The following is a 20,318-nucleotide window of genomic DNA, read 5'->3' on the forward strand; positions in this document are numbered from 1 at the left end:
CCCGCGTCCCGCTTTCAAGGCCTTTTTGCATGTCCGATCCTCGTTACCAGGTCGACGTCAGCGTCGCCACCCGCTTCCTCGCTGAACAGTCACAACCCGAGCACGACCGCTTCGCCTTCGCCTACACCATCACAGTGCGCAACAATGGCTCGCTGCCCGCCAGGCTGCTGTCACGGCATTGGATCATCACCAACGGCGACGGCCATGTAGAAGAAGTGCGCGGTGAAGGCGTGGTTGGCCAGCAACCGTTGATCGATGCCGGCAAGAGCCACAGCTATAGCAGCGGAACAGTGATGACCACCAAGGTCGGCACCATGGAGGGCACCTATCAAATGCTCGCCGAAGACGGTAAGCGCTTCGATGCGATCATCAAGCCCTTCCGACTGGCGGTGCCCGGAGCGCTGCACTGATGGCCACGTATGCGGTTGGTGACCTGCAGGGCTGCCTGGACCCGCTCAAATGCCTGCTGGAGCAGGTAGCGTTCGACCCACGCAAAGACACGCTGTGGCTAGTCGGCGACCTGGTCAACCGTGGCCCGCAGTCGCTGGAAACCCTTCGTTTCCTCTATGGTATCCGCGACTCTTTGGTATGCGTGCTCGGCAATCACGATCTGCACCTGTTAGCCGCCTGGCAAAACATTGAGCGCCTGAAAAAATCCGACACCTTGAGCGAGATTCTCGACGCCCCCGATTGCGTCGAGCTGCTTGAATGGTTGCGCCAGCAAAAACTCATGCATTACGACGAGGCGCGAAACCTCGCGCTGGTCCATGCCGGCATCCCACCCCAATGGTCGCTGCGCAGAGCGCTCAAGTGCGCTGGCGAAGTGGAACAGGCGTTGCGCGACGACAACCTGTTCGGCCCCTACCTGGACGGCATGTACGGCAACGAACCCGTCAAATGGGACAACGACCTCACCGGCACGGCCCGTCTTCGCGTCATCACCAATTATTTCACGCGCATGCGCTTCTGCACCCGCGACGGCAAGCTCGATCTCAAGGGCAAGGAAGGCATCGAGACCGCCCCGCCCGGCTACGCGCCGTGGTTCAAGCACAAGGAGCGCAAAACCCGCGACCTGAAAATCATTTTCGGGCACTGGGCGGCACTCGAAGGCCAAACTGACGAAGCCGGGGTTATTGCCCTCGATACCGGCTGCGTCTGGGGCAGCGCGATGACACTGATGAACGTCGACACCGGCGAGTTGCTGCGCTGCGATTGCGACGAGAAGGGCCACGCCAGACTCAATACATCGACCATTGCATCATTGCCGGCCGGCACCGACGCTTGACCGGCGTTGCGCCCAAGGCCACAGGAGTACCTCATGACCGAATTCAAACGCATCTCCCCCGAGCAGGCCCAGGCCCTGCGTGAACAAGGCGCGGTGCTCGTCGATGTGCGCGACCCGGCCACTTACGCAACTTCACATATCAGTGGCTCCAAGCATTTGGACAACCATTCCCTTCACGCTTTCATCCAGGGCGCTGATCTCGATGCGCCTACCATCGTAGTCTGCTATCACGGCAACTCCAGCCAAAGCGCAGCGGCTTACCTGGTCAGCCAGGGTTTCAGTGACGTGTACAGCATGGACGGCGGCTTTGAGCTGTGGCGCACGGTTTATCCTGATGAAACAGAGCAAGGCACCCACGAATAATTTTTTATGACACCCAAGCCCACGAGAACCGCGGGCTTGGGCGATGGCGGACGAACGGTCTGCCACAACTAATTACGTATTCAACCTTTACCTCTCGGATTCCGAACTATCCTTAGCCTCAGGCCATCCAAAACAGGGGAGAGCCGGTACACCGGCGCGCGGATCATCGGGAGTCAGCTTTCAGGAGCCGCATTCTTGAAAGCATTCTGGGGGGTAAAACGGCAACTGGGGTCCCAGCGGCTGTCCAGCATCGACTGATTGATCCGACACCGGCTCCACGTATCGAGCGAGGTGACGTCATGAGTATTTTTAGCCACTTCCAGCAACGTTTCGAGTCCACGCGGCAGGAGGAGTACTCGCTGCAGGAATACCTCGAACTCTGCAAGCAAGACCGCAGTGCCTACGCATCGGCTGCGGAGCGTCTGTTGCTGGCAATCGGAGAACCGGAACTGCTGGACACCTCGACCAACTCGAGGCTCTCGCGGATTTTTTCCAACAAAGTGATCCGGCGCTACCCGGCCTTTGCAGACTTCCACGGGATGGAGGAATGCATCGAACAGATCGTGTCCTATTTCCGCCATGCCGCCCAAGGCCTGGAGGAGAAGAAGCAGATTCTCTATCTGCTCGGCCCCGTCGGTGGCGGTAAATCGTCCCTGGCCGAGAAACTCAAGCAACTGATCGAAAAAGTGCCCTTCTACGCCATCAAGGGCTCTCCTGTCTTCGAATCGCCCCTGGGGCTTTTCAACGCCACCGAGGACGGCGCGATCCTCGAAGAGGACTTCGGCATTCCCCGTCGCTACCTCAACACCATCATGTCGCCATGGGCCACCAAGCGCCTGGCGGAGTTCGGCGGCGACATCAGCCAGTTCCGCGTGGTCAAGCTCTATCCTTCGATCCTCAACCAGATCGCGGTGGCCAAGACCGAACCAGGTGACGAAAACAACCAGGACATCTCGGCCCTCGTGGGCAAGGTCGATATCCGCAAGCTAGAAGAATTCCCACAGAACGACGCCGATGCCTATAGCTATTCGGGCGCGCTGTGCCGGGCCAACCAGGGCCTGATGGAGTTCGTCGAGATGTTCAAGGCGCCGATCAAGGTGCTTCACCCATTGCTGACCGCCACCCAGGAGGGTAACTACAACAGCACCGAGGGGCTGGGGGCGATACCATTCAGCGGCATTCTGCTCGCTCACTCCAACGAATCGGAATGGCATACCTTCCGCAACAACAAAAACAACGAAGCCTTCATCGACCGGATCTACATCGTCAAGGTGCCTTACTGCCTGCGCGTCTCCGATGAGGTGAAGATCTACGACAAGCTGCTGTTCAACAGCTCGCTGTCCAAAGCCCATTGCGCGCCCGACACGCTGAAGATGCTCGCCCAGTTCACTGTGTTGTCGCGCCTGAAGGAGCCGGAGAACTCCAACATCTATTCGAAGATGCGGGTGTACGACGGCGAAAACCTCAAGGACACCGATCCGAAGGCCAAGTCGATCCAGGAATACCGGGACAACGCGGGCGTGGACGAAGGGATGAACGGACTGTCGACCCGTTTTGCGTTCAAGATTCTGTCCAAGGTGTTCAACTTCGACCCCCACGAAATCGCCGCCAACCCTGTCCATCTGCTGTACGTTCTCGAGCAACAGATCGAGCAGGAGCAGTTCCAGGCGGAGACCCGGGAGCGCTACTTGCGTTTCCTCAAGGAGTACCTGGCGCCACGGTACATCGAGTTCATCGGCAAGGAGATCCAGACGGCCTACCTGGAGTCTTACAGCGAGTACGGCCAGAACATTTTCGACCGTTACGTGCTGTATGCGGATTTCTGGATCCAGGACCAGGAATATCGCGATCCGGAAACGGGCGAGATTCTCAATCGCGTAGCGCTCAACGAAGAGTTGGAAAAGATCGAGAAACCCGCGGGCATCAGCAATCCGAAGGACTTCCGCAACGAAATCGTCAATTTTGTCCTGCGCGCCCGGGCCAACAACAACGGCAAGAACCCGACCTGGCTCAGCTACGAGAAGCTTCGGGTGGTCATCGAGAAGAAAATGTTCTCCAACACCGAAGACCTGTTGCCCGTCATCAGCTTCAATGCCAAGGCCAGCAAAGAGGACCAGCAAAAACACAACGACTTCGTTACACGCATGGTCGAACGTGGCTATACCGACAAACAGGTACGGCTGCTGTCCGAGTGGTACCTGCGGGTCCGTAAATCACAATAGCCAGCAACAAGCCGCAAGCGACAGGCTGCAAGAGGAAAGCGCGTGAACCCTGGAGCCGGGTTACTGCTTCCACTTGCAGCTTGCAGCTCACCACTTGAAGCTGCCCGGAGGGCACCCATGAGCTATGTGATCGACCGACGCCTGAATGGCAAGAACAAGAGCACGGTAAATCGCCAGCGTTTCTTGCGGCGCTACCGCGACCACATCAAGAAGGCCGTCGAGGAGGCGGTCAGTCGTCGTTCCATTACGGATATGGAACATGGCGAGCAGATCAGCATTCCTGGCCGGGATATTGACGAGCCGGTGCTTCACCATGGCCGAGGCGGCAAGCAGACCGTCGTACACCCTGGAAACAAGGAATTCACCAGCGGCGAGCATATCCCTCGCCCACCCGGTGGAGGCGGCGGCAAGGGCCCGGGCAAGGCTGGCAATTCCGGCGAGGGCATGGATGAATTCGTCTTCCAGATCACCCAAGAAGAGTTCCTTGAATTCATGTTCGAGGACCTGGAACTGCCAAACCTGGTCAAACGCAACCTGACCGGCACCGATACTTTCAAGACCGTGCGCGCCGGTATCAGCAATGAGGGTAATCCGGCGCGAATCAATATCATCCGCACCCTGCGTTCTGCCCACGCACGTCGCATCGCGCTTTCGGGCAGCAGCCGGGCGAAACTACGCGAGGCCAAGGAGGAGCTTGCCCGCCTCAAGCAGGAGGAGCCGGACAATTTCGGCGACATCCAGGCCTTGGAAGCGGAAATCGAGCGTCTTAGCGCGCGCATCCATCGCGTGCCGTTCCTCGATACCTTCGACCTCAAATACAACCTGTTGGTGAAGCAACCGAATCCTAGCTCCAAGGCGGTCATGTTCTGCCTGATGGACGTGTCCGGCTCGATGACGCAGGCCACCAAAGACATCGCCAAGCGGTTCTTCATCCTCTTGTACCTGTTCCTCAAGAGGAATTACGACAAGATCGATGTGGTGTTCATCCGGCACCACACCAGCGCCAGGGAAGTCGACGAAGAAGAGTTTTTCTATTCAAGGGAAACCGGCGGCACCATTGTTTCCAGCGCCCTGAAGCTGATGCAGGAAATCATGGCTGAACGCTACCCCGCCAACGAATGGAACATCTATGCGGCCCAGGCGTCCGACGGTGACAACTGGAACGACGACTCGCCGATTTGTCGCGACATCCTGATCAACCAGATCATGCCGTTCGTCCAGTACTACACGTACGTCGAGATTACGCCGCGCGAACATCAAGCGCTGTGGTATGAATACGAACGCATTGCCGAAGCGTTTTCCGATACTTTTGCCCAGCAGCAACTGGTCTCGGCCGGGGATATCTACCCGGTCTTCCGTGAACTCTTCCAGCGCAGGTTAGTGACATGACCGCCAAAAAAGAGCAGAAACGCCAGCCTATTTCCACCGGCTCCGAATGGACGTTCGAGCTGATTCAAGCATACGACCGCGAGATCAGCCGTATCGCGGATCGCTATGCCCTGGACACTTATCCCAACCAGATCGAAGTGATCACCGCCGAGCAAATGATGGATGCCTATGCATCCGTCGGTATGCCGTTGGGTTATCACCATTGGTCGTATGGCAAGCATTTTCTCAGTACCGAGAAATCCTACAGCCGGGGCCAGATGGGCCTGGCCTATGAGATCGTGATCAACTCCGACCCATGCATCGCCTATCTGATGGAGGAGAACACGATCTGCATGCAGGCGCTGGTGGTGGCCCATGCCTGTTATGGCCATAACAGCTTTTTCAAGGGCAACTATCTGTTCCGCACATGGACCGATGCCAGCTCGATCATCGACTACCTGGTCTTCGCCAAGCAGTACATCATGCAGTGCGAAGAGCGCCATGGCATCGACGCGGTGGAGGACTTGCTGGACTCTTGCCATGCCCTGATGAACTACGGCGTGGACCGCTACAAGCGACCCTATCCGATCTCCGCCGAAGAGGAACGGCGACGCCAGAAGGATCGAGAGGAACATCTGCAGAAACAGATCAATGACCTATGGCGGACCATTCCCAAAGGCGTCGACAAGTACAACGAGAAGGACAACGCACGCTTTCCGGCCGAGCCCCAGGAAAACATTCTCTACTTCATCGAAAAACATGCGCCGCTGCTGGAGCCCTGGCAACGGGAAATCGTGCGTATCGTGCGCAAGATCGCCCAGTATTTCTATCCGCAGCGCCAGACCCAGGTCATGAACGAAGGGTGGGCGACGTTCTGGCACTACACCTTGATGAACGACCTGTACGACGAGGGCCTGGTCACGGACGGCTTCATGATGGAGTTCCTGACCTCCCATACCAGCGTGGTGTTTCAGCCCGGCTTCGACAGTCCGTATTACAGCGGCATCAATCCCTATGCTCTGGGTTTCGCCATGTATCGGGACATCCGGCGCATGTGCGAAAACCCTACGGAGGAAGATCGCCGCTGGTTCCCGGAAATCGCCGGCTCGGACTGGCTGTCGACGATCAAATTCGCGATGAGCAGCTTCAAGGATGAAAGTTTTATCCTGCAATACCTGTCGCCCAAGGTAATACGCGACCTCAAGCTGTTCAGCATCCTTGACGACGATCAAAAAGATGACCTGCTGGTGGCCGCCATCCATGACGAAGGTGGTTACCGCGTCATCCGGGAAACCCTGGCGGCGCAATACAATCTGGGCAACCGTGAGCCCAACGTGCAGATCTACAGCATCGACCGCCGCGGTGATCGCTCACTGACTCTGCGTCATCAGCAGCACAACCGCAAACCGCTAGGCGAATCAACGGATGAGGTACTCAAGCACCTGCATCGTCTATGGGGGTTCGACATCCATCTGGAAACCCTGCAGGGCGATCAAGTGATGAAAACCCATCATGTGCCGCCACGCACTGAACAAGCCGAAGGAGATTATGGGCGCCTGGATCTGGCCGTCATTCATCTTTGATCACGCTTTCGCCTCCGAACGTCCGACATAAAGGTTTATCCTGTCGGCCCAACGGAGGTTTTTTATGCAGATCTACAAAGTCGGCGGCGCTGTACGCGATCGCCTGCTAGGCATCCCCGTCACCGACGTTGACCGGGTCGTGGTGGGCGCCACTGCCGAGGAGATGCTCGCCAAGGGTTTTCGCCCCGTAGGGGCTGATTTTCCGGTATTTCTTGATCCAAAGACTGGCGAGGAATACGCCCTGGCCCGCACGGAGCGCAAGAACGGCCGAGGTTATGGTGGTTTCGTGTTCCATGCCAGCCCCGAGGTCACGCTCGAAGAAGACCTGGTCCGCAGAGACTTGACGATCAACGCGATGGCCGAGGACGACCACGGCAATCTCACCGATCCCTACCACGGGCAGCGCGATCTGGAAGCACGCTTGCTCCGTCACGTTTCCCCCGCATTCGCCGAAGATCCCCTTAGAGTCTTGCGCGTTGCACGTTTTGCGGCACGCTATGCCCCCCTGGGTTTCAAGGTGGCCGACGAGACGCTCGAGCTGATGCGCCAGCTCAGCGAATCCGGCGAACTGGAGGCATTGACGGCTGAACGCAGCTGGAAGGAAATTTCCAGAGCGCTGATGGAGAGCCAGCCCCAGGTATTTATCCAGGTACTGCGCGACTGCGACGCCCTAAAAATCCTCATGCCCGAAGTGGATGCGCTGTTTGGCGTTCCACAACCCGAAGTCCATCATCCGGAAATCGACACCGGCGCTCACACGCTGAGCGTGCTGGAACAGTCGGCACGGCACAGGCAACCGCTGACCGTGCGCTGGGCTTGCCTGCTGCATGACCTGGGCAAAGGCCTGACACCCGAGCATGAATGGCCGAGACACATCGCCCATGAGCACAAGGGGCTGAAGCTGATCAAAGCGGTCAACGAACGCTTCAAGGCGCCACGCGACTGTCAGGAATTGGCACTGCTGGTTGGCCAATATCACACGCATGGACACCGCGCGCTTGAATTGAAGGCGTCTACGCTGCTGGAACTGTTGCAAAGCTTTGATGTGTACCGCCGTCCCCAGCGCTTCGAGGAGTTCATCATGGCCTGCGAAATGGATGCACGGGGGCGCAAGGGGCTTGAGGAACGGAATTATCCACAGGCTGATTATCTGCGGGGAGCCGCGGCAGCGGCTCGCGCAGTGGCGGTGCAGCCGCTGTTGGAAAAGGGCTTCAAGGGACAGGAACTGGGTGAGGCAATCAAGCGTGAGCGCCTCAGGGCATTGAAGGCCTACAAGGAAGCAGCAGCGAACTAAAGGCGGTCGTGCCAGTTTCCACGTGTTCGCCGGGGGTTCCGCCGCCTCAGAGCAGATCCGGCGGCGTAAGCTGCTGCCCTCGCCATTGGAAAGCCACCGGGGCCAATACCTGGTCGATCTGCGCCTCTTCCCACAACGTGGCAAAGCTTTTGCCCACGCCAGGGTGGATTCGATCCGGCGCGATCAAAGACAAAGGCCACAGGACAAAGGCATTCTTGAGAATTTCGGCACGCGGCAGGATCAAGCCGTCGAAGTTGCCTACCTGCTCGCCATACAACAACACGTCGATGTCCAGCGGCAGGCCCTTGCGGTCCGGTGCATAACGACCGTTGTCGGCCTCGATGAACTTGAGGCGACGGTCCAACTCAATCAGCGACAGGTCAGTGAAGGCCGACAAGACGAAATTGAAAAAAGGCCCACTCTTGATACCCACCGGCTGGCTCTCGAACACGGCCGAACAGCGCATGTCCACCAGGAAACCGGCCAGTGCTTCAAGCCCCGCGCATAGATGGGTTTCGCGCTCGATATTGCTACCAAGCCCGAGGAAAACCTGTGTCAGCGACATCCGCGCTCGATCTCCACGCCCACACCGCTGGCAGCCGGTACGGCGCCAGGCTTGGTCACTTTCAGGCGCAGCCAGGTGATTTCGAACTCATCCATGAGCACCTGGGCCAGTCGTTCGGCAAAGGTCTCGACCAACTGGAACTGCGCCTGCTCGGCGAACGCCTGGATGCGTGACGATACGCTGGCGTAATCGAGCGCCAGGGTCAGGTCGTCGCCCGCAGCGGCCGGACGGTTGTCCCAGGCAAAACTCAGGTCAAGGCGCAGGCACTGTCGGATGCCTCGTTCCCAGTCGTAGGCACCGATTACCGTGTCGACTTCAAGGCCTTCGATAAAAACTCTGTCCAAGCACTCTTCTCCGCAGCACGACAAGGGCGCATTGCGCCGTTAGAATCAGGGCGTCCCCGCCCGGAATGGTTAGCATGTTTTGGTTACTGGCGATCCTCGCCTACCTGCTCGGCTCACTGTCCTTCGCCATTTTGCTCAGCCGCCTGACCGGTCGTCCGGATCCGCGAATGAGTGGCTCGGGTAATGCCGGCGCCACCAACATGCTACGCCTGGCCGGACGAAAACTCGCCATCCTGACCCTGCTCGGTGACCTCTGCAAAGGCCTCTTCCCGGTACTGATCGCCAGCCTTGCAGGACTGTCGTTACAGCAACAGGCCTGGATCGGCGTCTGTGCCGTCATCGGCCATCTGTTCCCATTGTATTTTCGCTTTCGTGGCGGCAAGGGTGTCGCCACCGCCGCTGGAATGCTGCTGGGCCTGTATCCGCCCGCCGCCCTGCTTGCCGTCTGCACCTGGCTGCTGACCTTCTACCTGACCCGCACCAGCTCCCTGGCCGCGCTGATCGCCACACCGCTCACCCTGCCATTACTGGCTTGGCAGGAGCCGGCGGCCCTGCTGCCGATGACAGCGCTCGTCGCGCTGATCGTCTGGCGTCACCGGGGCAATCTACGCGACCTGTTCGCCGGGCGCGAACGGCATTTCTAAACGTCGCTTCACAGCGGCGACAACTGCTCCATTGGCCAACGGGCCTGCACGCTGATCGCCAGGCTCTCCTGCTGGCCCGCTTGCAGGCGCTGGCAGCCGGCAAAGGCAATCATCGCGCCGTTATCCGTGCAGAACTGTGGTCGAGCGTAGTAAACGTCGCCCTTCATGTCGCCGAGCATTTTTTCCAGGGATATCCGCAACGCCTTGTTCGCGCTCACGCCGCCGGCGATAACCAGACGCTTGAGCCCGGCCTGCTTCAACGCGCGCTTGCACTTGATGGTCAAAGTCTCTACCACGGCCTGCTGGAACGCCAGGGAGATGTCGCTACGGGCTTGCTCACTGTCGTCCCCGGCGCTGACACATTGCTGCCAGGTGTTCAGCGCGAAGGTTTTCAAGCCGCTGAAGCTGAAATCCAGACCCGGTCGATCGCACATCGGACGCGGAAAGACGAAACGTCCTTCAACACCCTGGGTTGCCAGCCGTGCGATTTCCGGCCCGCCCGGATAGTTGAGCCCCATCATCTTCGCGGTTTTGTCGAAAGCTTCCCCGGCGGCATCATCGAGCGATTCACCCATGAGCTCGTATTGACCGATCCCATCCACGCGGACCAGCTGGGTATGCCCACCCGACACCAACAAAGCGACGAACGGGAATTGCGGCGGCTGCGGCTCCAGCATCGGCGCCAGCAGATGGCCTTCCATGTGATGCACGCCCAGCGCCGGGATGCCCCAGGCAAAGGCCAGCGCCTGGGCGCAGGAAGCGCCGACCAGCAGCGCGCCCACCAGGCCCGGCCCGGCCGTATAGGCAATGGCATCGATCTCGGTCGGCACACAGTCGGCTTCGGCCAGGACCTGGCGGATCAAGGGCAGCATGCGCTTGACGTGGTCGCGGGACGCAAGCTCGGGCACCACGCCGCCGTAGGCGCGATGCAGGTCGATTTGACTGAACAAAGCGTCAGCCAGCAGGCCGCGCTCACTGTCGTAGAGGGCAACGCCGGTTTCGTCGCAGGATGTTTCTAATCCCAGTACTAGCATGGGTTTGCGCCTTGTAGAGGCTGAATTCGAAGGCGCGCATAATAGTCGCCGCGTTGTGCCCCGACCAGCGGTTTTCGATCAGAGGCTTTGCATTCCGAGCGATGAGGGGTTAACATCCGCAACCCTTAAAAACCGACGTCTTCAAGTGCTCTTTTGCCGCGAGGATGTTGACCCCGGTAATGAATGAAGGTAGCTCTGGATGCCAGCCGTCAAAGTAAAAGAGAACGAACCCTTCGACGTAGCTCTGCGTCGTTTCAAGCGCTCCTGCGAAAAAGCCGGTGTTCTGGCTGAAGTTCGTAGCCGCGAATTCTACGAGAAGCCGACTTCCGAGCGTAAGCGCAAAGCAGCAGCCGCTGTTAAGCGTCACGCCAAGAAAGTTCAGCGCGAACAGCGCCGCGCCGTACGTCTGTACTAATACACAGACGCCCGTCGCAAGCTTCTTGCCAAGCCCGGCCTTCAAGCCGGGCTTATGGCATTTGCGGAACAACGCTTGATGCTTCACCGTCAAAGTCGCAGACGCGACCTAGACAACCCGCTTCACCGCGTCAGACCTGGCTCTTTTGCCAGCGGTGCACGTCTCTTCTGACGAGCCTTCCAAGGCTACTGACGAGCACACCCTGATTCCTCTAACGACGATCAGCCCAAGGCACCTGCCTGCGTGCCCGCCTCATGAGCTATCCGTGGCCAGATCGGCCGTTACCGGATTCAGCGCAACACATTCATACAGTCGAGTACTGATAGTAATTAACGTCAGTGGACAATCGGCAGATACACTTCCGACAGCAATGAAGCAAACGATCCGGTCGAGCCACCTTTTTGCCGTGCCTCGAAACCTGGAATCGATCATGCCTGCTGGTTTCGGATCCCTATTTCGCGCAGTGATGATGAGAACGCCATGGCCGGGCTAATTCCCCAGAGCTTTATTGACGACCTCCTGAACCGCACCGACATCGTCGACGTGGTCAGCTCTCGCCTGCAAATGAAGAAAGCAGGCAAGAACTACACCGCCTGCTGCCCGTTTCACAAAGAGAAAACCCCGTCCTTCAGCGTCAGCCCCGACAAGCAGTTCTATTACTGCTTTGGCTGCGGCGCGGGCGGCAATGCCCTCGGCTTCATCATGGACCACGACAACCTGGACTTCCCCCAGGCAGTCGAAGAACTGGCCAAAGCCGCAGGCATGGAAATTCCACGGGAAGAGAGCGGCCGGCAGCACAAGCCACGCCAACCCACCGATTCGCCGCTTTATCCGCTGCTGACGGCGGCAGCGGATTTTTATCGCCAGGCGCTTAAAAGCCACCCCGCGCGCAAGGCGGCGGTGGACTACCTCAAGGGTCGCGGATTGACTGGCGAGATTGCCCGGGATTTCGGCCTCGGCTTCGCCCCGCCCGGCTGGGACAATCTGTACAAACACCTGAGCAGCGACACGCTCCAGCAGCGCGCCATGATCGACGCAGGCCTGCTCATCGAGAACGCCGAGACAGGCAAGCGCTACGATCGCTTCCGTGACCGAGTGATGTTCCCGATCCGCGATACACGCGGGCGCATCATCGCCTTCGGCGGCCGGGTTCTGGGCGATGACAAGCCCAAGTACCTGAACTCTCCGGAAACCCCGGTTTTCCATAAAGGCCAGGAACTCTATGGCCTTTACGAGGCACGCAAGAACAACCGCAACCTCGACGAGATCATTGTCGTGGAAGGCTACATGGACGTTATCGCCCTGGCCCAGCAAGGCTTGCGCAACGCCGTTGCGACCCTGGGAACGGCCACCAGCGAAGAACACATGAAACGCCTGTTTCGCGTGGTGCCCAGCGTGCTGTTCTGCTTCGATGGCGACCAGGCGGGACGCAACGCCGCCTGGCGCGCATTGGAAGCGACATTGCCATGCCTGCAGGACGGGCGACGTGCACGTTTCCTGTTCCTGCCCGAAGGCGAGGACCCGGATACCCTGGTGCGCTCCGAAGGCACCGACGCATTTCGTGCGCGGATCAACCAGCACGCCCAACCGCTGGCCGATTATTTTTTCCAGCAACTGACCGAAGAAGCCGATCCACGCTCCCTTGAAGGCAAGGCCCACATGGCCACTCTCGCGGCGCCGCTGATCGACAAGGTGCCCGGTGCCAACCTGCGCACCCTCATGCGCCAACGGCTCAGCGAAATCACCGGCCTGAACAACGAAGCGATGAATCAATTGGTGCACAGCGCTCCGCAGGAAGCACCGCCAGCGTATGACCCAGGCATCGATTACGACGCGATGCCGGATTTCGCCGACTATCATCAACCTCAGCAGGATTACGCGCCTCAGCAGGAATGGACGTCGAAAAAAACCGCCGGTGGCGGCAAGAAATGGGACAAGAAACCCTGGGACAAGAACGGCAAGCGGGGCGATCGCGACCAGCCACGTGTCCCGCGCGTGCCGGCCGCCGTCGAACCACCAACACTGGCCGCCCTGCGCACCTTGCTGCATCACCCGCAACTGGCTGAGAAGGTCGAGGACGCAGGACATTTTGCCGCCGAGGACCACAGCAATACACAATTGCTGGTCGCACTCCTTGAAGCCGTGCAGAAGAACCCCAAGCTAAACTCATTCCAGTTGATCGCTCGGTGGCATGGCACCGAGCAGGGGCGCCTCTTGAAGGCGCTGGCCGAGAAGGAATGGCTGATAGAGGGAGACAACCTTGAACAACAGTTTTTCGACACCATTACTAGCTTGTCCGCCCGCCAACGCGAGCGAAACCTGGAACAACTTCTGCGCAAAGCTCGCCAGAGCGAGTTGACCAGCGAAGAGAAAAACCAATTGCGGGATTTACTCAGCCGCAATGTTTGCGCATCAAACCCGACCTCAACTGGCGCGTGAGGTCACAGCTCAGGTATAATCCTCGGCTTGTTTTTTGCCCGCCAAGACCTTCAGTGGATAGGGTGTTATGTCCGGAAAAGCGCAACAGCAGTCTCGTATCAAAGAGTTGATCCTATTGGGTCGTGAGCAGGGCTACCTGACTTACGCGGAGGTCAACGACCACCTGCCGGAGGATATTTCAGATCCGGAACAGGTGGAAGACATCATCCGCATGATCAATGACATGGGGATCAACGTATTCGAGGTTGCTCCAGATAAGGATGCCCTTATGCTGGCCGACGCCGATACCGACGAGGCGGCCGCTGAAGAAGCGGCCGCAGCGTTGGCGGCGGTCGAGACCGACATTGGTCGCACCACGGACCCCGTGCGCATGTATATGCGTGAAATGGGTACGGTAGAGCTCCTCACGCGTGAAGGCGAAATCGAAATCGCCAAGCGTATTGAAGAAGGCATCCGTGAAGTGATGGGCGCGATCGCGCACTTCCCTGGCACGGTCGACCATATTCTCTCCGAGTACACCCGCGTTACCACCGAAGGTGGCCGCCTGTCCGACGTCCTGAGCGGCTACATCGACCCGGACGACGGCATCGCGCCGCCTGCCGCTGAAGTGCCGCCGCCGATCGACGCGAAAGCCGCCAAGGCTGACGACGATACCGATGACGAAGACGCCGAAGCGAGCGACGACGAAGAAGAGGCCGAAAGCGGTCCCGATCCGGTCATCGCTGCCCAGCGCTTCGGTGCCGTGGCCGACCAGATGGAGATCACCCGCAAGGCCCTGAAAAAGCATGGTCGCAACAACAAGCAGGCAATCGCCGAGCTGTTGGCGCTGGCCGAGCTGTTCATGCCGATCAAGCTTGTACCCAAGCAGTTCGAGGGCTTGGTAGAGCGTGTTCGCAGTGCCTTGGATCGCCTGCGTCAGCAAGAGCGCGCGATCATGCAATTGTGCGTTCGTGATGCGCGCATGCCCCGTGCAGACTTCCTGCGCCAGTTCCCTGGTCACGAAGTCGACGAAAGCTGGACCGATGCACTGGCCAAGGGCAAGAGCAAATACGCCGAAGCCATTGCCCGCCTGCAACCGGACATCATTCGTTGCCAGCAGAAGCTAAGCGCGCTGGAGACCGAGACCGGCCTGAGCATCGCTGAAATCAAGGACATCAACCGTCGCATGTCGATCGGCGAAGCCAAGGCCCGCCGCGCGAAGAAAGAGATGGTCGAAGCGAACTTGCGTCTGGTGATCTCCATCGCCAAGAAGTACACCAACCGTGGCCTGCAATTCCTCGACCTGATCCAGGAAGGCAACATCGGCCTGATGAAAGCGGTGGACAAGTTCGAATACCGTCGCGGCTACAAGTTCTCGACTTATGCTACCTGGTGGATCCGTCAGGCGATCACTCGCTCGATCGCCGACCAGGCCCGCACCATCCGTATCCCGGTGCACATGATCGAGACGATCAACAAGCTCAACCGTATTTCCCGGCAGATGTTGCAGGAGATGGGTCGCGAACCGACCCCGGAAGAGCTGGGCGAACGCATGGAAATGCCTGAGGACAAGATCCGCAAGGTACTGAAGATCGCCAAAGAGCCGATCTCCATGGAAACCCCGATCGGCGATGATGAAGACTCCCATCTGGGTGACTTCATCGAAGACTCCACCATGCAGTCGCCGATCGATGTCGCCACCGTTGAGAGCCTCAAGGAAGCGACTCGCGAAGTACTTTCCGGCCTCACGGCCCGTGAAGCCAAGGTTCTTCGCATGCGTTTCGGCATCGACATGAATACCGACCACACCCTCGAGGAAGTCGGTAAGCAGTTCGATGTGACCCGTGAGCGGATTCGTCAGATCGAAGCCAAGGCGTTGCGCAAACTGCGCCACCCGACGCGAAGCGAGCATCTACGCTCCTTCCTCGACGAGTGACCTTCAAAACCCCCGGCCCTGCCGGGGGTTTTGCTATGCGCAGATAAAACGCTTTCGTTGCCACCCCCGCCCTTTTGCCCGTCTACACTCGAAACATCCTCCCCAAGCCAAGACGAGACCGTGATGCCCAGACTGACGGCCGTGCTTTTGCTGTCACTGATGACCTGGACCGCGACGGCCGGCGCGTTGACGCTCACCGACGAAGAGCGCCGCTGGCTCAAGGACCACCCCGACCTGCGCCTGGGTGTCGATGCCTCATGGCCGCCGTTCGAATTCCGCGACGATCAGGGGCGCTACCAAGGCCTGGCCGCCGATTACGTCGATATCATTCGCCAGCGATTGGCGATTACATTGACGCCCATCGAGCCAGTGAGCTGGACCGTGGTGCTGGAGCAGGTCGCACAGGGCAAAATCGATCTTTTGCCGGGCATCATGTCCACCCCCGAACGCCAGAATTATCTGGCTTTTACCCGTCCCTACCTGGATTTCCCGATTGTCATCCTCGCCCATCACGGTGGCGCCCAACCGCGCAGGCTGGAGGACTTGTACGGCTTGAAGATCGCCGTGGTGGAAAACTATGCCCCCCACGAGTTGTTGCGCAATCACCATCCCGACCTGAATCTGGTTGCCCTGCCCAACGTCAGCTCGGCCTTGCAGGCGCTGGCGACGGATCAGGTGGATGCCGTGGTGGGTGACCTTGCTTCCAGCGTCTGGAGCCTGCGCCAGCTCAAGCTTGATGGGCTTTATGTAAGCGGGGAAACGCCTTACCGGTATCAATTGGCGATGGCCGTCCCCCAGGAAAACAAGATTCTCGTGGGCATTCTGGACAAAGTGATGGCTGACATGACGTCCGCCGAGATCAGCGAGATCCAGGAAAAGTGGATCGGCAATGTGCGCGATTATCGTCAACTCTGGTCAGATCTGCTGCTTTACGGCCTGCCAGGAATGCTTCTGCTGGGCGGCATCCTGGCCGTGGTGATTCGCATCAATCGTCGCCTCAGCTCGGAAATAGCCCGGCGAGTCGATCTTGAACAGGAACTGCGCAGCAGCGAATACCATTATCGGGGATTGGTCGAGAGCCTTTCGGCCATCGCATGGGAAGCGAGGGTCAGCGATTTCACCTACAGCTACGTGTCGCCCCACGCCGAAGAGCTGCTCGGCTACCCTCTCGCCCATTGGCTCATTCCTGGCTTCTGGCGCAACATCATCCACCCGGCAGACCTCATACGCGCCCAGACTTATTGCGACCACGAAGTGCTTGCCGGCCGCGATCACTGCGTCGATTACCGGGTCATCACTGCTGATGGTCGCTGCCTCTGGGTCAGGGATATCGTCAGCCTCATCCAGCACGGCCACGAGCCGCTGATGCGTGGCTTGATGATCGACATCAGTGAAGCCAAGCACACCGAGGAAGCGTTACGTCTTTCCGAACAAAAATTCGCCTCGGTGTTTCGCCAGTGCCCCGACATCCTGGTGATTGCGCGCCTGCAGGACGGCTGCCTGCTGGAAGTGAACAAAGCTTTCGAGGAACAGATCGGCATCAGTGCCGACCAGGTGATTGGCAAAAACACTACCGACCTGGACATCTGGGGCATCCAAGGCGTCGGGCCAAGCCTGTTGCAGCGTTTGCAGGCCGGCAGCATCCGCAACCTCGAAATGCCCTTTCGACGCAGCAACGGCCAGGTGTTTACCGGCCTGATCTCGGCCGAACCCTTCGATCTCGACACCACCCCCGCCCTGGTGGTGGTCGTGCGCGACATCAGCCAACTCAAGGAAACCCAACAACAACTGCAGACCTCCGAAGAAAAGTTCGCCAAGGCTTTTCATGCCTCGCCCGACGGCCTGTTGCTGTCCCGGCAAAGCGACGGCCTGCTGATAGAAGTCAACGAGGGCTTCAGTCGCATCACCGGTTTCAACAGCGCCCTGTCGGTGGATCGCTCCACGCTGGACCTCGGCATCTGGGTCAACCTCAACGAACGCAAACAGATGCTCGACCTGCTGCAACGGGACGGTTTCGTCAAGGATTTCAGCTGCCATATCCGCCGCAACGATGGGCAGATCCGGCTCTGCGAGGTGTCCAGCCGTCCCCTGCCCATCGGCAATGAAGACTGCATGCTGACCATCGCCCGGGACATCACTGAGCGCCACTTCATGCAGGAAAAACTGCAACAGGCAGCCACCGTGTTCGAAAGCACCGCCGAGGGCGTCTTGATCACCGACACGCAACAGCACATCAACGCCGTCAACCGCGCCTTCACCGAAATCACCGGCTATAGCGAAAGCGAAGCATTGGGCCACACCCCCCGCTTACTGGCCTCCGGCCTACATGACAGTGCCTTCTATGCGGCAATGTGGCATCAGCTAACGGCGGAGGGTCATTGGCAAGGAGAGATTTCCAACCGACGTAAAAACGGGGAACTGTACCCCAGCTGGCTAACCATCAGCGCCGTTCGCAACCGGGGCCATCAAATCACTCACTTCGTTGCGGTTTTTGCCGATATTTCAAGCCTCAAGCACGCCCAGGCCCGACTCGATTACCAGGCACACCACGACCCGCTCACCGGCCTTCCGAATCGCACCTTGTTCGAAAGCCGCTTGCTGACCGCCCTGAACAGCCAGCAGGAAAACGGGGGACAAGGCGCAGTGTTGTTCCTTGATCTGGACCGTTTCAAACACATCAACGACAGCCTCGGGCACCCGGTCGGTGACCTGCTGCTAAAGGGCATCGCCGTACGGCTGCGCGAGCAGCTACGGGACATCGACACAGTGGCGCGCCTGGGAGGCGACGAGTTCATCATCCTGCTGCCTGGCCTGCAACAGCCCAGCGACGCCGAGCACATCGCCCAAAAACTCCTGAACTGTTTTGGCGCGCCTTTCCAGGCAGGTGAACACGAGTTTTTCATCAGCGCCAGCATTGGTACCAGCCTGTATCCTCAGGATGGCTGCGACGTGGCCACGCTGGTCAAGAATGCCGACGCGGCGATGTACCGATCCAAAGCCAAGGGGCGCAACCGGGTAGAAAGCTACACCCGCGACCTCACGGCCCAAGCCAGCGAGCGCGTGGCGCTGGAACACGAACTGCGACGGGCGATCGAGCGCAACGAGTTGTCGTTGTCTTTCCAGCCAAAAATCAGCCTGGTCGACAACAGCCTGGTGGGCGCCGAGGCACTGATTCGCTGGACCCATCCGACGTTCGGCGACGTGCCCCCGGAACACTTCATCCCACTGGCCGAAGAAAACGGGATGATCCTGCAGATCGGCGACTGGGTGCTTGAGACCGCCTGCCGACAGCTTTGCGAATGGAATTGCACTCACGAAAGCCTCGGCCCGCTGTCAGTGAACCTGGCTGGCGTCCAACTGCGCCAACCCAACCTGCTGGGTCGTATCGAACAACTCTTGCGGGAAAACCATCTCGAACCGGGCTTATTGCAACTGGAGATTACCGAAAACTTCATCATGAGCCAGGCCGAAGAAGCCCTGGCAGTGTTGCACCAGTTGAAAAAACTCGGTGTGCAACTGGCCATCGACGACTTCGGCACCGGCTATTCCTCACTCAGCTACCTCAAGCGCCTGCCGCTGGATATCCTCAAGATCGACCAATCCTTCGTCCGCGGCCTGCCCGATGACCCCCACGACGCGGCCATCGTACGGGCAATTATCGCCCTGGGTCGCAGCATGCAATTCACCATCATCGCCGAAGGCGTCGAAACCCTGGCCCAACAACAATTCCTCGCCGAGGAGGGCTGCGAACAGATCCAGGGCTACATTGTCAGCCTGCCCCTGTGCGCCGAAGAGTTTGCCGCAACGTTTCTGCGTGTAACCGTATCGGATTTTTCGGATAGCACAGCCGAGAAACCGTCGCTATAATCCGCGGCCTACTGAGGGCCCATAGCTCAGTTGGTTAGAGCAGAGGACTCATAATCCTTTGGTCCACGGTTCGAGTCCGTGTGGGCCCACCAACTCCAAAGCCGCGCGTTGCGCGGCTTTTGCTTTTCCTGACGGTCATCATCTTGACTTGTCGGGGCCAGAAAAAAGCGTACAACCATCAATCGCAAGCACTACGTCACGGTCATCATTTCACCCGCGCGACAACCCTTACGTGTCACGCTGATTTTTCGGTACTGAGCAGCCGCTGGAGCTTTGCGCTCCAGCAGTTCCAGGCAGGTTTCAGGCTCGTCGAGGGGCAGCGTCTTCAATTCCTCCACCTCGATTTCCCACCACCGACTCGCCAACAGGCGCTCGATAACATCAGGAGCGTGCCTGAACCGCACTACCTTGGCCGGGACGCCCGCTACGATTGCGTAGGCCGGCACATCCCCGGCCACGACTGCCCGGGTTGCAATCACCGCGCCCGTGCCGACGTTGACGCCCTCCATGACCATGGCATGGCTGCCCACCCAGACGTCGTGGCCAATCGTGGCCATTTGGGTCCTGGCACGGTAACTCAGCGGGGAAGCCGTGTATTGGAAAGGATGAGAGCTGAGCCAATCGATGGGATGCGTGTGCTTTTCCTGGCCTATCACCACGCCAGTGCCCATTGAGCAAAAGCGACCGATCGATGCCACCAGGGATAGATGGCTGCCACTGCGGATATAAGTGTGGGCGCCGATCGCGAGACGCGGCGAGTCAATGTCGACGTGCCCAAGGGCAACGCCCTCTTCCAGGGTCAGCTCTGTCCTCCTGCTCAGCGATTGGAGGCCGCCAGCAAGCTTGCACCGGTGTCTCTTGACCCAACGCTTCCAGTAAAAATCTTTTAACGATCCCATCTTGTTTCCCAAGACTGCAAAGCAGTTCATAGCGGAACGCAATTGCAGCAGAGATACCGGGCCGTGTATGTCAGGCCATTC

General features: G+C 59.0%; 16 protein-coding genes and 1 tRNA gene. 13 read left to right on the forward strand and 4 right to left on the reverse strand.

From position 1 onward, the window contains the following. Positions 1 to 29: 29 nt before the first annotated feature. The 7 genes from apaG (at position 30) to ACLK1G_RS07625 (ending at position 8,115) form a co-directional block, all read left to right on the forward strand. Positions 30 to 410, forward strand: a complete 381-nt coding sequence (gene apaG / locus ACLK1G_RS07595) for a Co2+/Mg2+ efflux protein ApaG (RefSeq protein WP_420764875.1) — start codon at positions 30 to 32, stop codon at positions 408 to 410. Then, positions 410 to 1,285, forward strand: a complete 876-nt coding sequence (locus ACLK1G_RS07600) for a symmetrical bis(5'-nucleosyl)-tetraphosphatase (protein WP_420764876.1) — start codon at positions 410 to 412, stop codon at positions 1,283 to 1,285. Before apaG ends, ACLK1G_RS07600 begins: the two co-directional genes overlap by 1 nt. Before the next feature lie 33 nt (positions 1,286 to 1,318). Then, the gene (gene glpE / locus ACLK1G_RS07605) at positions 1,319 to 1,648 is read left to right on the forward strand and encodes a thiosulfate sulfurtransferase GlpE (RefSeq protein WP_420764877.1); all 330 of its coding nucleotides are present in this window, start codon (positions 1,319 to 1,321) and stop codon (positions 1,646 to 1,648) included. 299 nt (positions 1,649 to 1,947) lie between these two features. Continuing rightward, positions 1,948 to 3,870 (forward strand): PrkA family serine protein kinase, encoded by a 1,923-nt coding sequence (locus ACLK1G_RS07610; protein WP_420764878.1) that lies wholly within the window; start codon positions 1,948 to 1,950, stop codon positions 3,868 to 3,870. A gap of 117 nt (positions 3,871 to 3,987) precedes the next feature. Continuing rightward, positions 3,988 to 5,259 carry a YeaH/YhbH family protein gene (locus ACLK1G_RS07615; RefSeq protein ID WP_420764879.1) on the forward strand — a complete coding sequence of 424 codons (1,272 nt, stop codon included), beginning with the start codon at positions 3,988 to 3,990 and terminating at the stop codon, positions 5,257 to 5,259. Next, positions 5,256 to 6,821 carry a SpoVR family protein gene (locus ACLK1G_RS07620; RefSeq protein ID WP_420764880.1) on the forward strand — a complete coding sequence of 522 codons (1,566 nt, stop codon included), beginning with the start codon at positions 5,256 to 5,258 and terminating at the stop codon, positions 6,819 to 6,821. The genes ACLK1G_RS07615 and ACLK1G_RS07620 overlap by 4 nt, the downstream gene beginning before the upstream one ends. 64 nt (positions 6,822 to 6,885) lie before the next feature. Next, a complete protein-coding gene (locus tag ACLK1G_RS07625) occupies positions 6,886 to 8,115 on the forward strand; it encodes a multifunctional CCA addition/repair protein (protein WP_420764881.1) in 1,230 nt (409 codons plus the stop codon). Between the two features lie 46 nt (positions 8,116 to 8,161). Here the strand turns inward: ACLK1G_RS07625 and folK are convergent, their stop codons facing one another. Both folK and folB read right to left on the reverse strand, forming a co-directional pair. After that, a complete protein-coding gene (gene folK / locus ACLK1G_RS07630) occupies positions 8,162 to 8,680 on the reverse strand; it encodes a 2-amino-4-hydroxy-6-hydroxymethyldihydropteridine diphosphokinase (protein ID WP_420764882.1) in 519 nt (172 codons plus the stop codon). Continuing rightward, a complete protein-coding gene (folB, locus tag ACLK1G_RS07635; RefSeq protein WP_420764883.1) occupies positions 8,671 to 9,024 on the reverse strand; it encodes a dihydroneopterin aldolase in 354 nt (117 codons plus the stop codon). The genes folK and folB overlap by 10 nt, the downstream gene beginning before the upstream one ends. Before the next feature lie 74 nt (positions 9,025 to 9,098). Here folB and plsY point away from each other — a divergent pair, with 74 nt between their 5' ends. After that, on the forward strand, positions 9,099 to 9,668 hold the full coding sequence (gene plsY, locus ACLK1G_RS07640; RefSeq protein WP_420764884.1) for a glycerol-3-phosphate 1-O-acyltransferase PlsY: 570 nt from the start codon (positions 9,099 to 9,101) through the stop codon (positions 9,666 to 9,668). An 8-nt stretch (positions 9,669 to 9,676) separates the two neighbouring features. On the opposite strand, the gene tsaD is transcribed toward plsY, so the two are convergent. After that, entirely contained in the window at positions 9,677 to 10,702 is a 1,026-nt protein-coding gene (gene tsaD / locus ACLK1G_RS07645) for a tRNA (adenosine(37)-N6)-threonylcarbamoyltransferase complex transferase subunit TsaD (RefSeq protein ID WP_420764885.1), read from the reverse strand. A 199-nt stretch (positions 10,703 to 10,901) separates the two neighbouring features. Here tsaD and rpsU point away from each other — a divergent pair, with 199 nt between their 5' ends. The 5 genes from rpsU to ACLK1G_RS07670 all read left to right on the forward strand — a co-directional run bounded on the left by rpsU (position 10,902) and on the right by ACLK1G_RS07670 (position 19,430). Continuing rightward, a complete protein-coding gene (gene rpsU / locus ACLK1G_RS07650) occupies positions 10,902 to 11,117 on the forward strand; it encodes a 30S ribosomal protein S21 (RefSeq protein ID WP_002551877.1) in 216 nt (71 codons plus the stop codon). Positions 11,118 to 11,597: 480 nt separating this feature from the next. Continuing rightward, positions 11,598 to 13,556: a DNA primase gene (dnaG, locus tag ACLK1G_RS07655; RefSeq protein ID WP_420764886.1), complete on the forward strand. Its 1,959-nt coding sequence runs from the start codon at positions 11,598 to 11,600 to the stop codon at positions 13,554 to 13,556. A 67-nt stretch (positions 13,557 to 13,623) separates the two neighbouring features. Next, positions 13,624 to 15,471 carry an RNA polymerase sigma factor RpoD gene (gene rpoD / locus ACLK1G_RS07660; protein WP_420764887.1) on the forward strand — a complete coding sequence of 616 codons (1,848 nt, stop codon included), beginning with the start codon at positions 13,624 to 13,626 and terminating at the stop codon, positions 15,469 to 15,471. Positions 15,472 to 15,594: 123 nt separating this feature from the next. Further along, a complete protein-coding gene (locus ACLK1G_RS07665) occupies positions 15,595 to 19,338 on the forward strand; it encodes a bifunctional diguanylate cyclase/phosphodiesterase (RefSeq protein WP_420764888.1) in 3,744 nt (1,247 codons plus the stop codon). 15 nt (positions 19,339 to 19,353) lie between these two features. Beyond that, positions 19,354 to 19,430, forward strand: a tRNA-Ile gene (locus ACLK1G_RS07670). 99 nt (positions 19,431 to 19,529) lie between these two features. Here ACLK1G_RS07670 and ACLK1G_RS07675 read toward each other — a convergent pair. Beyond that, on the reverse strand, positions 19,530 to 20,237 hold the full coding sequence (locus ACLK1G_RS07675; RefSeq protein WP_420764889.1) for a CatB-related O-acetyltransferase: 708 nt from the start codon (positions 20,235 to 20,237) through the stop codon (positions 19,530 to 19,532). Positions 20,238 to 20,318 lie beyond the last annotated feature (81 nt).

The organism is Pseudomonas algeriensis (genome assembly GCF_048847255.1).
In the GTDB taxonomy this organism is placed as follows: domain Bacteria; phylum Pseudomonadota; class Gammaproteobacteria; order Pseudomonadales; family Pseudomonadaceae; genus Aquipseudomonas.

Excerpts from the sequence above, each read along its gene's own strand:
- glpE (WP_420764877.1), top strand. The coding sequence starts at position 1,319 with ATGACCGAATTCAAACGCATCTCCCCCGAGCAGGCCCAGGCCCTGCGT.
- rpsU (WP_002551877.1), top strand. The coding sequence starts at position 10,902 with ATGCCAGCCGTCAAAGTAAAAGAGAACGAACCCTTCGACGTAGCTCTG.
- ACLK1G_RS07600 (WP_420764876.1), top strand. The coding sequence starts at position 410 with ATGGCCACGTATGCGGTTGGTGACCTGCAGGGCTGCCTGGACCCGCTC.
- ACLK1G_RS07610 (WP_420764878.1), top strand. The coding sequence starts at position 1,948 with ATGAGTATTTTTAGCCACTTCCAGCAACGTTTCGAGTCCACGCGGCAG.
- folK (WP_420764882.1), bottom strand. The coding sequence starts at position 8,680 with ATGTCGCTGACACAGGTTTTCCTCGGGCTTGGTAGCAATATCGAGCGC.
- plsY (WP_420764884.1), top strand. The coding sequence starts at position 9,099 with ATGTTTTGGTTACTGGCGATCCTCGCCTACCTGCTCGGCTCACTGTCC.
- ACLK1G_RS07615 (WP_420764879.1), top strand. The coding sequence starts at position 3,988 with ATGAGCTATGTGATCGACCGACGCCTGAATGGCAAGAACAAGAGCACG.
- dnaG (WP_420764886.1), top strand. The coding sequence starts at position 11,598 with ATGGCCGGGCTAATTCCCCAGAGCTTTATTGACGACCTCCTGAACCGC.
- ACLK1G_RS07620 (WP_420764880.1), top strand. The coding sequence starts at position 5,256 with ATGACCGCCAAAAAAGAGCAGAAACGCCAGCCTATTTCCACCGGCTCC.
- ACLK1G_RS07675 (WP_420764889.1), bottom strand. The coding sequence starts at position 20,237 with ATGGGATCGTTAAAAGATTTTTACTGGAAGCGTTGGGTCAAGAGACAC.
- rpoD (WP_420764887.1), top strand. The coding sequence starts at position 13,624 with ATGTCCGGAAAAGCGCAACAGCAGTCTCGTATCAAAGAGTTGATCCTA.
- ACLK1G_RS07625 (WP_420764881.1), top strand. The coding sequence starts at position 6,886 with ATGCAGATCTACAAAGTCGGCGGCGCTGTACGCGATCGCCTGCTAGGC.
- ACLK1G_RS07665 (WP_420764888.1), top strand. The coding sequence starts at position 15,595 with ATGCCCAGACTGACGGCCGTGCTTTTGCTGTCACTGATGACCTGGACC.
- tsaD (WP_420764885.1), bottom strand. The coding sequence starts at position 10,702 with ATGCTAGTACTGGGATTAGAAACATCCTGCGACGAAACCGGCGTTGCC.
- apaG (WP_420764875.1), top strand. The coding sequence starts at position 30 with ATGTCCGATCCTCGTTACCAGGTCGACGTCAGCGTCGCCACCCGCTTC.